The following is a 14,954-nucleotide window of genomic DNA, read 5'->3' on the forward strand; positions in this document are numbered from 1 at the left end:
GCCTGGTCGCGCGACGGGGAGCCGGTGGGGGCGGTCGGGGTGATCAGCGCGGATCGAAGGCGGAGGCGAAGGTGACCTCCGCGAGCCTGCGCTGGCCCTCGGCGTTCGGGTGAAAGAAGTCCCAGCGGGAGACCTCGTCGGCCCCGAACTCGGTGTTGAACACGACGTTGCCGTCGTAGCGGCAGTTCTCGCCGTAGCCGGCGCAGATCTCGCTCAGCGCGGTGTTGTAGTCGAGGACGCGCTGGCGGACGTTCATCCGGCGCTGTTCGGCGGCCGGGTCGGTGGAGGCCGGGTCGGCGAGCATCGACTGGCAGATCCCGGCGGTCTCCCAGGTCTCCCGGGCGGTCGCGCTGTCCTTGTTGACCGTCCACAGGCGGTAGAGGTCGGGGATGCTGGCGACGAAGATCTTGGCCTCGGGGAGGCCTTCCTTGAGGGCGGCGAAGGCCGCCGCGATGTTGGTGCGGTACTGCTCGGGGGTCGTCATGCCCGCCTCGGTGTCGGCGCAGGCGTCGTTGGCGCCGATCAGGACGGTCAGGTAGTCGACGCGCTGCTCGACGGTGGCGGCGGCCTGGGCGACGAGGTCGGCTGAGGTCGCGCCCGTCTCGGCGTTGTTGTGCCGGTTGTCCTCGATGGCCGGGTTGTAGGCGGTGAGGCGGCGGTAGTGGCCGTCGACGCGGTCGCTGTCGCCGGTGCTCCACGACCTCGCCGTGCAGTCGAAGTACCAGCCGCAGGCGTTGAAGCCGCGCGTGATGGAGTCGCCGAGACCGGCGATCGAGGCAGGGAAGGGCTCCGGGTCCTCCGCGGCGGCCGGTGCGGCGCCGAGAAGCAGAACACCGCCGGTGAGGACGGTGAGAGCGGCGAGCAGACCACGACGTCGACCCATGATGACCTCCCGGGCGTCCCGAGCAAGTGAACCTGACAGGAGATTAGTCATATTTCGGGCATATCGGCGGCGGCTTCGTGTTTTTCCGCGTCGGCGGCGCGCGGTGGTCCCCCGATCGGAGGACCACCGTGGAACGGTTCAGCCCGCCGGGGCCTCGATGAGTTTCGCGACCGGCGGCGGAGCCTCGCAGGTCGTCCGCAGCACGACCTCGGCGCCGGACGCCGCCGACTCGTCGATCGCGAGCATCGTGTCGAGGACGTGGGCGGCCAGGTCGAGGGAGGCCCGGTGCGGTACGCCCGCCTCGATCGAGCCGGCGAGTTCGGCGAGGCCGATGCCGCGCTGGAGCCCGAGGTAGCCGTTGGTGTGCGGGAGCGTGGTCCACGCGTTCTCACCGCGGCGGCGGACGCGCGGGCCGCCGTCGAAGCGGTTGGGGTCGGGGAGGGTCATGGTGCCCTCGACGCCGTAGACCTCGATGTGCGGTAGTTCGTGGGCGGGGACGTCGAAGGAGGTCACGAGGGTGGCAAGGCCTCCCCCGGCGAAGCGGAGGGACACGCTGTAATGCGTGGCGACCTCGACGGGGATCTCCTGGCCGGCCTTGGCGCCCGAGCCGATGGTGCGGGTGGGGACGCTGCGCTGGGACTGGGCGCTGACGGCTTCGACGGCGCCGAAGACGGCGACGAGCGCGGTGATCGGGTAGACGCCGATGTCGAGGAGCGGGCCGCCGCCGGGGGCGTAGAAGAACTCCGGATCCGGGTGCCAGGCTTCGGGTCCGGGGGTCGTGAAGAAGGCGGTGGCGGCGACGGGCCGGCCGATGGCGCCGTCGACGATGGCGCCGATGGAGCTCTGGAGTCCGGCGCCGAGGAAGGTGTCGGGGGCGCAGCCGACCCGCACGCCGGCGCGGGCGGCCTCTTCGCGGATGCGGTCGACGTCGGCGCGGTCGAGGGCGAGGGGCTTCTCCGACCAGACGTGCTTGCCCGCCGCGATCGCCTCGCGTGTGACGGTGGCGTGCACGGCCGGGATGGTCAGGTTGAGCACGGCGTCGATGTCGGGGTCGGCGAGGAGCGCGTCGACGCCGGTCGCGCGGGGAATGCCGTGTTCCCGGGCGACGGCGGCGGCCCGTTCGGGGTCGATGTCGGCGCACGCGGTGACGGAGACACCGGGCAGGCGGGCCAATGTGGACAGGTACTGGCCGCTGATGTTGCCGCAGCCGATGAGTCCTACGCGAAATGGGTTCAGCTCGGTCATGAGTGGCAATGATGACCTTCACCACGTGGCCGTGCAAATGCTTACGGACCCCTAACGCGCGGGCTCTCGACGCGCGCGAGGGCAGATGATGGAGGCATGCGAGTGAGAACGTGGGCCGGAGCCCTCGCCGGAGTCGTGTCCGCCGCCGTCGCGCTCGGCGTCGGTGAGCTGGTCGCCGCGCTGACCGGGGCGGCCGACGCGCCCCTGGTGGCGGTCGGCGACCAGGTCGTCAAGGCCACGCCGGAGCCGGTGAAGCAGTGGGCGATCTCGGTGTTCGGGACCGGCGACAAACTCGCTCTGCAGATCGGCACCGCCGTCATCCTGGCGGTCGTCGCGGCGGGTGTGGGGATGGCGGCCACCCGGCGCCTGGTCTATGCGATCGCCGCGGTGGTCGTGTTCACCGGGCTCGGGGTGGCCGCCGCGGTAACGCGCCCGGCCGCCGGGCCGCTGGCGGCGGTTCCGTCGCTGGTCGCGGGGGTGGTGGCGCTCGCGGTGGGCTGGTTCCTGCTGCGCAGGGCGCCCGTCACCGAAGGCGAGGAAGCCCAGGACATGCGCGTCTACGGACGGCGGCGGTTCCTGGTGACCTCGATCGCGGCGGTCGGCGGAGCGGGCGTCGCGGTGGCCGTCGGGCGCAACGTCGGCCTGGGCAGCGCGGTCAACGAGGCCCGCGACAAGGTCGTCCTGCCGGCTCCGGCGAGCCCGGCTCCGCCACGGCCGGCGAACGTCTCCCTTGACGTGGAGGGCCTGAGCTCCTACATCACGCCGAACGACGACTTCTACCGCATCGACACCGCGCTGGTGACGCCCAACGTGCTCCCCGGCGACTACACGCTGCGGATCCACGGGCGCTGCGCCAACCCCATCGAGCTGACCTTCGAGGAGCTGCTCGCGCGGCCGATGATCGAACGCGACATCACCCTGTCCTGCGTGTCCAACGAGGTCGGCGGCGGGCTCGTCGGCAACGCGCGCTGGCTCGGGGTACCGCTGGCCGACCTGCTCGCCGAGGTCCGGCCGGACGCGTCGGCCGACCAGCTCGTCGGCCGGTCCGCCGACGGCTTCACCGCCGGGGCACCGACCCAGCTGTGCGCCGACGGCCGGGACGCGATGATCGCCGTGGGCATGAACGGCGAGCCGCTGCCGGTCGAGCACGGTTTCCCGGTGCGCATGATCGTCCCCGGGCTCTACGGGTACGTGTCGGCCACGAAGTGGCTGACCGAGCTGGAACTGACCTCCTTCGCCGACTTCGACGCCTACTGGATCCCGCGCGGGTGGTCGACGCCGACGCCGATCAAGACCGAGTCGCGGATCGACACCCCGCGCAGGAAGGCCGCGGCGGGCAAGGTCGCCGTCGCCGGCGTCGCCTGGGCCCAGCACCGTGGCGTCAACGCCGTCGAGGTCCGCGTCGACGACGGCGCCTGGCAGCCGGCGCGACTGTCCGATGTGGTCTCCGGCGACACGTGGCGGCAATGGGTCTATGAATGGGACGCGGCCCCGGGCGAGCACAGCCTCACGGTGCGCGCCACCGACGGCGCCGGAGTCGTGCAGACTGAACAGCGGACGCCGGTCGCGCCCGACGGAGCCAGCGGCTGGCACACGGTGAAGGTCACCGTGGACTGAGACCGGCGCGGGTGCCACCGCGCCCTGGAGGCCACATGGGCGAGGCGGCCGTACCCTTCGCGTCCTCGGCGGATCTCGCCGAGAAGGACGAGACCTTCGACGTACTCGCCGACGGCGTGTACGCGCTGACCGCCGAGGGGGACCCCAACGTCGGCGCCATCGAGGGCGAGGACTTCGTCGTCTGCTTCGAGGCCCGCGCCACGCCCCTGATGGCGGAGAAGTGGCTGGAACGGCTGCGCGAGCACACCGACAAGCCCGTGCGGTTCCTGGTGCTGTCGCACTACCACGCGGTCCGCACGCTCGGGGCCTCGGCGTTCGGCGCCGAGAACATCATCGCCCACGAACAGACCCGGCGCCTGATCGCCGAGCGCGGCGAGGCCGACTGGGCCTCGGAGGCCGGTCGCATGCCGCGCCTGTTCACCGGCGCCGAGACGATTCCGGGCCTGACCTGGCCGACGCTCACCTTCACCGACGAGCTCGTCATCGAACTCGGCGGGACGCGCGGACGGCTCGTCCTGCGCCACTGCGGACGCGGGCACACCGCCGGCGACATCGTGGCCTGGCTGCCCGAGCAGCGGATCCTGTTCGCCGGGGACCTCGTCGAGGCGCGGGCGGCGCTCTACACCGGCGACGCCTTCCACCAGCACTGGGCGGGCCCGACGCTGACGGCCGTCGAGGCCCTCGACGCCGAGATCCTCGTCGGCGGGCGCGGGGACGTCGCCCACGGGCGCGACGCGGTCGGCGCCGCCGTCGACCAGACCCGCAACTTCCTGCACGTCCTGATGCGCGAGGTCGATGAGGCCGCCACGCACGGCGGCGGCCTGAAAGACGCCTACGAGGCCGCGCACGCCGCCCTCGAACCCCGCTACGGGGACTGGCCGATCTTCGAGCACTGCCTGCCCTTCAACGTCTCCCGCTACTGGGACGAGCGCACCGGGGTCGACTGGCCGCGCGTGTGGACCGCCGAACGCGACCGCGAGGTCTGGGACGAGCTGAAGGGCTGAGCGTGGCCGCGCCGGTCGTGATCGCCGGCGGCGGGCCGGTCGGCCTCGCCGCCGCGCTCCTGCTGGCGCGCTGGGGCGTCCCGACGGTCGTCTGCGAGGCGGCGGAGAAACGCAACGCCGTGGGCTCCCGCTCGATCTGCACCCAGCGCGACGTCCTCGACATCCTCCACCGCGTCGGCTGCGGTGAGATCCTGGCCGCCGAAGGCGTCACGTGGACGCACGGCCGGACCTACTACCGGCACCACGAGCTGTTCCGGATCACCTTCCCCGCCACCGGCGGCACGGGTTTCCCGCCTTTCGTGAACATCCCCCAGTGGCGCGTGGAGGCCGTCCTGGAGGCGGCGGTGGCGGCCGAACCGCTCGCCGAGCTGCGCTACGGGACCGCCGTGCGCGGCCTGTCGCAGGACGCCGAAGGCGTCACCGTCCACACCGGACGCGGCGAGCTCCGCGCCACCCACGTGATCGGCGCCGACGGCCACCACAGCACCGTCCGGGACGCGCTCGGGCTCGGCTTCGAGGGCGAGTCCTTCGCCGATCGCTTCCTCATCGCCGACATCCGCGCCGAGCTGCCGTTCGGGCCGCAGCGCCGCTTCCACTTCGACCCGGAGTGGAATCCGGGCCGCCAGGTGCTCCTGCATCCCCAGCCGGACTCGGTGTGGCGGATCGACTGGCAGGTCCCGGCCGGCTTCGATCTCACCGCGGCCCTCGCGAAGGGCGAGGTCGACGCGCGCGTCCGCCGGATCGCCGGGGACGCTCCCTACGAGATCGTGTGGCTGTCGGCGTACCGCTTCGCGCAACGGACCGCATCGTCCTATGTGGAGGGGCGGGTGCTGCTCGCCGGGGACGCCGCGCACGTCATGACGCCGTTCGGCGCCCGCGGCCTCAACTCCGGAATCGCCGACGCCGAGAACGCCGCCTGGAAGATCGCGATGGCCAGGCACGGGCTCGCCGGGCCGGGCCTGCTCGACAGCTACCACGCCGAGCGGCACGCCGCCGCCGCCGAGAACCTGCGGGTCACCGGCCGCACCATGCGTTTCCTCGTCCCGGGCACCGAGGCGGAGAAGGCCCACCGGCACGACGTCCTGGAGCGGGCGCTGAGCGACCCGGCCGCCCGTGCGGAAGTCGACTCCGGGAAGCTCTACGAGCCCTTTCCCTACCTCGACTCGCCCCTGACGACCACGTGGGACGGGGAAGGTCCCGCACCGGGGACGATGCCGGGCGCGCTGTGCCCGGACGCCCCCTCGGGTCAACGGCGGCTGAGGGAACGCTTCGGCGCGGGCTTCACCGTGATCGCCGCCGACCGCGAGCCACCGGCCGCCGACACCGGCGCACCGGTTTCCCGCCTGCGACTCCACACCCCGGCCCTCGACCCACGCCCCGGCAGAGTGTGGCTCGTGCGGCCCGACGGGCACCTCGCCGCGATCCTGGACGACGCCGACACGGCCGCCGTCACCGCCGCGACGCGCCGGGCGCTGGGGTTTCCCGCCTGAACCGGGCCCTACCGCAGCGGCAGCACGCTCGTCGCCGACGCGAACGCCAAGGGCTCGCCCTCGGCCACCGGAATACCGTTGTCGAAGCCGAAGACGGCGACGTCACCGCTGAACTGGTTGGCCACGTACAGGCGCTTCCCGTCGGGCGACAGCGCGGCGTCGCGCGGCCAGCGGCCGCCGCAGCCCACCGTCGTGCGCAGCTCGAAGGGCGCGGTCTCGACCACCGCGATCGAGTCGTGGCCCCGGTTGGTCGTGTACACGAAGCGTCCGTCGGGCGACACGAGCACGGCCGCCGGGAAGTTCTCGACCTCGACGTTCTCCGGGAGCACCCGCAGGCGGCCCTCCGCGGTCAGCGTCCCCGTCTGGGCGTCCCAGGCGCAGCGGGTCAGCGAGTCGTCGAGCTCGCCGACGATGTAGGCGGAGTTCCCGTCCGGGGAGAAGGCGAGGTGGCGGGGGCCCGTGCCCGGCACGCACTCGAAGGCGCCGTGACGGCTGAGCTCGCCGTCGGCGAAGTCGTAGACGACGACCTGGTCGATGCCCAGGTCGACGGCCAGAACCCAGCGGCCCGAAGGGTCGACGACGATCTGGTGGACGTGCGGGCCCTCCTGCCGGTCGGGGTTCGGACCGGACCCGATGTGCGCGATCGCCTCGTGCAGGGCGCCGAGACCGCCGTCCTCGTAGACCGGGAGAACGCCGACGGTGCCACTGCCGTAGTTGGCCGTGAAGAGCCAGTGCCCGCCCGGGTGGAGCGCGAGGTGGCACGGCGCCTCTCCCCCGCTGGACTCCTCGGCGAGCGGCGAGCCGTCGGGGTGGAAGGCCAGCACGCCGCCGGGCGCGTTGTCACGCTCCAGAGCGGCGTAGAGGACCTTGCCGTCGCGGCCCGCGACCACATAGGACGGACGGTCGACCGGGATGACGCCAATGGTGCCGTCGTCTGCGGCGAGGCCGATGCCTTCGCCGTAACCACCGAGTACGAGCATGCGCAGATCGTACGGGACGGCCGGGTCAGGACCGATCTTGCGCGGCCCGGCGGACCTTGAGCCATTCGAGGTCGGCCGGGGTGAGGACGCGGGTGGCGAGAAGCCATTCGCACAGGGCGCGGCGGGCGTCGAGTTCCTTCTCCAGACCGAGGACCCCGGCCTCGACGAGGTCGAGGCGGACCTGCTCGATGCGCTTGACCACGGTGGACTTGGCGAGCTTGAGCTCGTCGGCGATCTCCTGGTAGGTCCTGGGCCTGGGGTCGTAGTAGGGGTAGGGCCGCAGGTATCCGGCGGTCATCGCGACGAGGACCTCGCGGCGGCGGTCGGTGAGCTGCGGAAGCTGTGTGCGCGTGCGGTTCTCGTCGATGGGCGAGAAGATGTCGCCGGTCGGGTCGCCCGGGTCGAGGCGCAGGATCAGCGCGTAGGTCCAGGCCTCCCCGACGACGAGCACGGTCAGCGGCGAGGCGTCGACCGAGCGGCGGCTCGGCGAGCCGTGCTGCGGCGCGACGGGCAGGGGCACGCCGAATCCCGCCGGGTCGACGATGTGCAGGGGGCGCTTGCGGCTGAGGTTGGTGACCGCCCAGCCGCTGCCGGTCGCCGAGAGGCGCCCGGCGATGCGGCTGACACCGAGGTCGGCGCCGTCGAGGACGAGGTCACAGGAGGCGTCGCGGCCGAAGGTGAGGGCGTCGGTGGCGATCAGGACGCGCTGCTCGCCGTCGTATTCGACGATGAGGTCGGGCAGCGAGCTCATGACAGGTAGCCGTCCACGATGCCGCAGTTGCCGCCGGTGGCCTTGGTGACCTCGACGCGGAGGGTGTTGGCCTGGCGCAGGCGCAGGTGCCAGTCGAAGCGCTCGCCGGCGCCCACGGTGGTGCTGGCGACCTCTTCGCCGTCGAGGTAGACGGTGTAGAGGGCGGTGGCGCCGCTCGGCGAGTCGTCGCTCATGCCGATGGTCAGGTCGACCCACTGGTAGTCGCCGACGAGCGTGAAGTCGCGTTTGGGCAGCGACGTGCAGGGCGCCGAGATGAGCGCCCGGTGGGACTCGCCGCCGATGATGATCGGGCCGGGCTCGGTCGGACCCGACTGCGAGGGGTCGGGGACGAGGCCGGTCGGCGGCGGCGGGTCGTTCGGGCCCGCCTGCTCGTCCTGTGGGAAATAGCCGCTGCCGTCGTAGGAGTCGCCGTCGCCGTTGTTCAGGGACACGACGAGCAGGCCGATGAAGCCGCAGATCAGGATCAGGGCGGCGATCCCGACGCCCCACTGCCACCCGTCGATGCGCTTGCGTCGCTTGACCGGCGGTCCGGGGGGACCGACCCGAACGGGGGCGGGACCGACGGCTGGCCGCGCGGTCACCGGGTTGCGCCACATCGTCGGGCGCTGAACAGGTGGGATGGGGCCGAGGCGCGGCGGCTTCGGCGGTGGCAGGGACGACCGGCCCGCCGACTGGGCGGCGTGCGGTGCCACGGTCGAGGAATGCTGCCGCAGCAGGCGGATCCACTCCCCGGCGGTGGGGCGCAGCGCGGGCTGCTCGGCGAAGATCAGGGCGAGGCGGTCGGCGTCGGCGACACCTCCGGGGTCGACGGCGTCGGCGATCTCCAGCCGCAGCGTCTCGGCGTCGGCCGGCGGCGACTGGCCGGTGAGGACGAAGTAGGCGAGGGCGCCGAAGGCGTAGCGGTCGGAGGCCGGGCTGTACTCACCGGAGGTGAGGACCTCGGGGGCGCTGTAGCCGGTGGTGCCCGCGGAGGGGTGGCTCTGCGCGGTGGCCATGCGGAACAGGCCGAAGTCGACGAGGACGGCCTGGCCGTCGACGTTGATGATCACGTTGCCGGGGCTGATGTCGCCGTGCACGACCGGCCGGCCCGACGGAGTGGCGCGCCCCTCGTGGAGCCAGTCGAGGACGTCGGCGACCTGGATGAGGTGGCGCAGGGCTGCCTGGCGGTCGTCGTCGCCCTCGGCGACCCACTGGCGCAGGTCGAGGCCTTCAACCCAGTTCATGACCAGGTAGTGGGTGCGGCCCTCGGCCTCGTGCGGGGTCTCCCCCGCGAGGTGCATCCGGGCGCCCTCGAAATAGGTGTGCACACCGACGACACCGGGGTGGCGCATGAGCCGCAGCAGCTCGGCCTGTTCGGCCCAGCGCTCGCGCCAGGTCTCGATGTTGACCGCGTGCTGGTCACGGAGGATCTTGACGGCGACGCGCTCGGCCTCACCGGCCACGGTGAGCTCGGCCTCCCACAGCTCGGCTTCCCCGCCGCCGCCGACCTGGCGGCGCAGCCGGTACTTGTCCGGGGCGTCGTCCGGCCCGACGACGTACGGACGGCCTTCGGCGCTCATCTCTCCCCCACGTTTCCTCTGGGCACATAATCTTCCATCACCAGAATGGGGCGAACCGGCCGGGCCGTCCATGGGGAGGTCTCCCCTGGATTCGCGCCCGTCACGCCTACGCGGGCGCGACGGGCGCACCGGCCGAGCCGACGGCCCTGTTCGCGCGGGTCGAGGCGGACGGCGCCGACCGGGCCCCGTCCCCGGTGGACAGGCCAGCCGACACCGCTTCCGGCCCGACCTGAAGCATTTCCGTAAAGCACCGGTACATCCGTTTTAGGCCGGTATAGGTTGACGCTTGCAGCGCCGGAAACCGGGGGGATGGATGGGCTGGCTCAAAGACACCCTTGTGCAGCACGCCGAACTGGCGATCTTCTTGGCCCTCGCGATGGGCTTCTTCGTCGGGAAACTCAAGTACAAGACCCTGACCCTTGGGGCGGTCACCGGGACGCTGCTGTCGGGCGTCCTCATCGGAGCCCTCACCCACGCGCAGGTCCCCGACCTGGTCAAGACGGTCGCGTTCATCGCGTTCCTGTTCGCGCTGGGCTACAACGTCGGCCCGCAGTTCTTCGCCGGCCTGCGCGGGGACGGCATCAAGCAGGTCATCCTCGCCGTCATCAACTGCGTGTTCGGGCTGGCCGTCGTCTACGTCCTGGCCAAGCTCCTCGGCTACGGGCCCGGCTGGGGCGCCGGCCTCCTCGCGGGAGGCCTGACGCAGTCGTCGGTGATCGGCGTCGCCGGGCAGGCCATCGAGGCACTGCCGGGCATGACCTCCGAACAGGCGCAGGTCCTCGAAGGACAGATCGCCGTGGGCTACTCCGTCTGCTACCTGTTCGGCACCGCCGCCGCGGCCTACTTCCTGTCCTCCATCGCCCCGCGCATGATGGGCACCAAGGACCTCGCCGCCGACGCCCACGCCATGGAGCGCGAACTCGGCACCGCCACCGAACGCGACTCCGCCCCGGCCTACTACTCCGTCGTGCGCCGGACCTACAAACTGACCCGCCCGACCCTCGTCGGCCGCCGGGTCGGCGACGTCGAGGCCGAGGCGCTCGCCTGGGGCAACCGGGTCATCCTCCACAAACTCCGCCGCGACGGCGGGATCCACGCCCTCGACGCCGACACGGTCCTGCGGGCCGACGACGTCGTCACCGTCACCGCCCGCCGCCACGACCTCGTCGCGCTCGACGTCGACGACAAGTGGGGCGACGAGGTCGACGACCAGGAACTCCTCGACTACGAGGTCGAGAAGCTCCCGCTGGTCGTCACCAACAAGGAACTCGTCGGCAGCACCATCGGCGACGCCTTCGCCGCGCACGCCCCCCGCCTGTTCGTCAACAACCTCGTCCGCGGCGGGATCACCGTCCCGTGGAGCGACTCCACGGTGATCCATCGCGGCGACGAGCTGACCGTCCAGGGCGGCAAGGAGTTCGTCGAGGCGGCCACCCGCACCATCGGCTACCCCAACCGCGGCTCCGACGAGACCGACTTCTCCTACATCGGGCTCGGCATCGTCGTCGGCGGCCTCATCGGCGTCCCCACCCTCGCCATCGCCGGCGCCGAGATCGGCCTGACCACCTCGGGCGGCGCGCTCATCATGGGCCTGGTCTTCGGGTGGCTGCGCTCGAAGTCGCCGACCTTCGGCCGCTTCCCGCCCGCCGCGAACTGGCTGATGAGCCAGGGCGGGCTGTGCCTGTTCGTCGGCATCGTCGGGATCACCGCCGGCCCCCAGTTCATCAGCGGCGTCAAACAGGAGGGCCTCGGCCTCATCGGCGCGGGACTCATCGTCACCCTGCTGCCCATGATCCTGTGCCTCTACCTCGGCAAGTACTGGTTCAAGTTCCGCACGCCCATCCTGCTGGGCGTCGTCGCGGGCGCGAACACCACCACGGCTTCCATCGGCGCGATCACCGACCAGGCCAAGAGCCAGGTCCCCGTGATCGGCTACACGGTGCCGTACGCGATCGGCAATACCTTGCTCACCATCTGGGGAACGATCATCGTCGCGCTGCTCGCGTGACCTCACGGGGGAACTGATCATGACCACGACCGAACCGCGGCCGCACACGTCCCGCGACGAGGAGCATCGCCTCCTCCAGCTCAGCCCGTTCGAGATCAAGAACAAGCTGATCGACCTCGCCGACGAGAACACCCAGGCGGGCGCCGAGCAGATGCTCAACGCCGGGCGCGGCAACCCGAACTGGATCGCCACGGTCCCCCGCGCGGCCTTCGCGCTGCTGCTGCGCTTCGGGCTGGAGGAGTCGAACCGCGCCTGGAGCGAGTGGGACGTCCTCGGCGGAATGCCCGCCAAGCAGGGCATCGCCGAGCGCTTCACGGCCTTCCTGACCAAGAACCGGCAGGAGATGGGCGCCGACCTGCTGACGTCGAGCGTCGCGTTCGGCACCGGCGAGATGGGCTTCGACGCCGACACCTGGGTGCACGAACTGACCGACGCCGTCATCGGCGACAACTACCCCGTCCCCGACCGCATGCTCACCCACATCGAGCAGGTCGTGCACAAGTACCTGATCAAGGAGATGTGCGCAGGCGTCGAGCCCTCCGAGGGCAAGTACGACCTCTTCGCCACCGAGGGCGGCACGGCCGCGATGTGCTACATCTTCGACTCGGCGATCATCAACCGCCTGCTCATGCCCGGCGACACGATCGCGATCATGACGCCGATCTTCACGCCCTACCTGGAGATCCCGAACCTGGAGCGCTACCAGTTCAACGTGGTCGAACTCAAGGCCTCGAAGGTGAACCAGGACGGCTTCCACACCTGGCAGTACCCCGACGCCGAGATCGACAAGCTGGCCGACCCGAAGGTCAAGGCGCTCTTCTGCGTCAACCCCAGCAACCCGCCCTCGGTGATGCTCGCGCCGGAGACCCTCGACCGGATCGCGACGATCGTCAAGGAGAAGAACAAGAAGCTCACCGTCATCACCGACGACGTCTACGGCACCTTCGTCAACGGCTTCCGCTCGCTGATGTCGGCCGTCCCGCGCAACACCATCGGCGTGTACTCCTTCTCAAAGTACTTCGGGTGCACCGGCTGGCGCCTAGGCGTCATCGCCGTCAACGAGGACAACGTCTTCGACGAGGCCCTCGCCGCGCAGAACGCCGAGACCAAGGAGCTGCTGAACAAGCGCTACTCGACGATCACGCTGGAACCCGAGAAGCTCAAGTTCATCGACCGGCTCGTCGCCGACTCGCGCCAGGTCGCGCTCAACCACACCGCCGGCCTGTCCCTGCCGCAGCAGGCGCAGATGGCGCTGTTCAGCCTCGCCGCCCTGCTTGACGACGGCGACCAGTACAAGCACATCTGCCAGTCGATCATCGCCCGCCGCCTCAACGCGCTCACCAAGGGCATGGGCATCAAACTGCCCAAGGATCCGCTGTCGGCGCACTACTACGCCGAACTGGACCTGCTGTCGTGGGCCGAACGCAACTGGGGCAAACCCTTCGCCGACTGGATGCGGGCGAGCTTCGAACCCGTCGACCCGATCTTCCGGCTCGCCGAGAAGGGCTCCATCGTGCTGCTCAACGGCGGCGGATTCGACGGGCCCGACTGGTCGGTGCGCATCTCGCTGGCGAACCTCCCGATGGACGCCTACGAGAAGATCGGCACCTGGCTGTGGGAGATCGGCCAGGAGTACAAGGCCGAGTTCGACAAGGCCAACGGCGGCTGAGATGGACTGGGTCAAGAACATCATCCAGTCCACACCCGAGATCGCGCTGTTCCTCTGCCTGGCGCTGGGTTTCGCGCTCGGCGCGGTCAAGGTGTGGAAGCTGTCCCTGGGCGGTGTCGCCGGGACACTGATCGTGGCGATCGTGGTCGGGATGATCGCCGACGTCAAGCTCAACGACGAGGTGAAGAACATCGCCTTCGCGATGTTCATCTTCACCCTGGGATACCTGTCGGGGCCGTCGTTCTTCGCCAGCCTCAACCGGACCAGCCTCAAGTACGGCGTGTTCACGTGCATCGAGGTCGTCACGGTCCTCGGCATCACCGCGATAGCCGTGCTCATCATGGGCCTCGACGTCGGCACCGCCGCCGGGCTGATGGCGGGCGGCGCGACCGAGTCGGCCGTGGTCGGTACGGCCACCGACTCGATCGCGAAACTCCCGCTGCCCGCCGCGGAGATCGCCACGCTCCAGGCCAACGTCGGCACCGCGTACTCGATCTCCTACATCTGCGGGCTGATCACGATCGTGATCATGTCGAGCCAGGTCTTCCCGCTGATCATGCGGATCGACCTGCGCGCCGAGGCCGAGAAGCTGTGGCGCAAGCTCGGCGGCGGCAGCACCGACGAGAACGCCAGCCCGGCGCTGCCCGGGCTGGTCGGCCGCGCCCACCAGGTCGTCGCCGCCGACGGCCGGACCGTCGACCAGCTGGAGACCGCGCTCGGCAAGGGCGCCGCCGTCGAACGCGTCCTGCGCGGCGGCGACACCCTGACCGCCGACGGGAACACCCGGCTGGTGCTCGGCGACATCGTGATGCTCGTCGGTCCCCGCGAGGCCGTCCTCGCCGGCGACAAGCTCATCGGGCCGGAGGTCGCGCCGAGAAGGGGCACCGACCTCGAACTGGACGTCGCCGACGTCGTCGTCAACGCCAAGGGCTTCAGCACCGCCACCCTCGGCGAGCTGCGCGAGCAGATCCCACCGCAGGCACGGCACGGCGTGTTCATGTCGACGATCACGCGCATGGACCACGAACTGCCGGTGAAGAACGGGACGGAGATCCACAAGGGCGACACCGTCCGCTTCACGGGGACGAAGTCCGACCTGGCGGCGTTCACGCCGAAGGTCGGGTTCCGCATCGACCCGGCGGTGAAGTTCGACTTCGTGTTCATCGCCATCGGCGTGGTCCTCGGCTTCATGATCGGCAAGCTCGTGCTGCAGCTCGGCGATGTGCCGCTGTCGCTCGGGACCGGTGGCGGCTGCCTGCTGTCGGGACTGGCGTTCGGGTGGTTCCGGGCCCGCAGACCGCAGATCGGGCAGTACCACCCGGCCGCGGCCGAGGTCATCAAGACGCTGGGGCTGGCGACGTTCATCTGCGCGGTCGGGCTGACGTCGGGACCGCAGGCGGTCGAGCTGGTCAAGCAGTTCGGCTTCGGTCTGCCGATCGCCGGGATCCTGATGACGCTGCTGCCGGCCTCGCTGTCGCTGTTCGTGGCGTGGAAGCTCATGAAGCTGCCCGCGCCGCTCGCCCTGGGCGCCGTGACGGGCCAGCAGTGCAGTACGCCGGGTGTCACCGCCGTCCAGCAGGCGGCGGGCAACGCGACGCCGCTGATGACCTACACGATCGTCTACGCGCTGTCGAACGTCGCGCTCCCCCTCATGGGACCCGTCGTCGTGGCGATGGCGCGGGCTCTGGGCGGCTGAAGCGACGGGACAAGGGGTGGCCGGCTCGGGC

11 protein-coding genes are annotated in these 14,954 nt (G+C 70.9%); 6 read left to right on the forward strand and 5 right to left on the reverse strand.

Going from position 1 to position 14,954, the window contains the following annotated elements; genetic code table 11:
- Positions 1–43: 43 nt before the first annotated feature.
- Positions 44–883 carry a GDSL-type esterase/lipase family protein gene (locus tag HNR73_RS17720; protein ID WP_184788599.1) on the reverse strand — a complete coding sequence of 280 codons (840 nt, stop codon included), beginning with the start codon at positions 881–883 and terminating at the stop codon, positions 44–46.
- 138 nt (positions 884–1,021) lie between these two features.
- Entirely contained in the window at positions 1,022–2,128 is a 1,107-nt protein-coding gene (locus HNR73_RS17725; RefSeq protein WP_184788600.1) for a Gfo/Idh/MocA family protein, read from the reverse strand.
- A gap of 96 nt (positions 2,129–2,224) precedes the next feature.
- On the opposite strand from HNR73_RS17725, the gene HNR73_RS17730 reads away from it, so the two are divergent.
- Genes HNR73_RS17730 through HNR73_RS17740 form a run of 3 tightly spaced genes read left to right on the forward strand, consistent with a single transcriptional unit; the run spans position 2,225 to position 6,239 of the window.
- Complete coding sequence (locus tag HNR73_RS17730) at positions 2,225–3,745, forward strand: molybdopterin-dependent oxidoreductase (RefSeq protein ID WP_184788601.1); 1,521 nt, start codon at positions 2,225–2,227, stop codon at positions 3,743–3,745.
- A gap of 35 nt (positions 3,746–3,780) precedes the next feature.
- Positions 3,781–4,749, forward strand: coding sequence for an MBL fold metallo-hydrolase (locus HNR73_RS17735; protein WP_184788602.1), 969 nt, complete (start codon positions 3,781–3,783; stop codon positions 4,747–4,749).
- Between the two features lie 2 nt (positions 4,750–4,751).
- Entirely contained in the window at positions 4,752–6,239 is a 1,488-nt protein-coding gene (locus HNR73_RS17740) for an FAD-dependent monooxygenase (protein ID WP_203686742.1), read from the forward strand.
- 8 nt (positions 6,240–6,247) lie between these two features.
- Here HNR73_RS17740 and HNR73_RS17745 read toward each other — a convergent pair whose 3' ends face one another.
- From HNR73_RS17745 to HNR73_RS17755, 3 genes are read right to left on the reverse strand one after another with little or no spacing between them, the layout of a single operon-like run.
- Positions 6,248–7,219 (reverse strand): lactonase family protein, encoded by a 972-nt coding sequence (locus HNR73_RS17745; RefSeq protein WP_184788603.1) that lies wholly within the window; start codon positions 7,217–7,219, stop codon positions 6,248–6,250.
- Between the two features lie 25 nt (positions 7,220–7,244).
- Positions 7,245–7,970 (reverse strand): hypothetical protein, encoded by a 726-nt coding sequence (locus tag HNR73_RS17750; protein ID WP_184788604.1) that lies wholly within the window; start codon positions 7,968–7,970, stop codon positions 7,245–7,247.
- Positions 7,967–9,550 (reverse strand): serine/threonine protein kinase, encoded by a 1,584-nt coding sequence (locus tag HNR73_RS17755; RefSeq protein ID WP_184788605.1) that lies wholly within the window; start codon positions 9,548–9,550, stop codon positions 7,967–7,969. The genes HNR73_RS17750 and HNR73_RS17755 overlap by 4 nt, the downstream gene beginning before the upstream one ends.
- Before the next feature lie 313 nt (positions 9,551–9,863).
- On the opposite strand from HNR73_RS17755, the gene aspT (HNR73_RS17760) reads away from it, so the two are divergent.
- The 3 genes from aspT (HNR73_RS17760) to aspT (HNR73_RS17770) are packed head-to-tail and all read left to right on the forward strand — an operon-like array spanning position 9,864 to position 14,923.
- Positions 9,864–11,558, forward strand: a complete 1,695-nt coding sequence (gene aspT, locus HNR73_RS17760) for an aspartate-alanine antiporter (RefSeq protein ID WP_184788606.1) — start codon at positions 9,864–9,866, stop codon at positions 11,556–11,558.
- A gap of 19 nt (positions 11,559–11,577) precedes the next feature.
- On the forward strand, positions 11,578–13,227 hold the full coding sequence (locus HNR73_RS17765; protein ID WP_184788607.1) for a bifunctional aspartate transaminase/aspartate 4-decarboxylase: 1,650 nt from the start codon (positions 11,578–11,580) through the stop codon (positions 13,225–13,227).
- 1 nt (position 13,228) lies between these two features.
- On the forward strand, positions 13,229–14,923 hold the full coding sequence (gene aspT, locus HNR73_RS17770; RefSeq protein WP_184788608.1) for an aspartate-alanine antiporter: 1,695 nt from the start codon (positions 13,229–13,231) through the stop codon (positions 14,921–14,923).
- Positions 14,924–14,954: the final 31 nt, after the last annotated feature.

The sequence above is a fragment of the Phytomonospora endophytica genome (genome assembly GCF_014202425.1).
In the GTDB taxonomy this organism is placed as follows: Bacteria; Actinomycetota; Actinomycetes; order Mycobacteriales; family Micromonosporaceae; genus Phytomonospora; species Phytomonospora endophytica.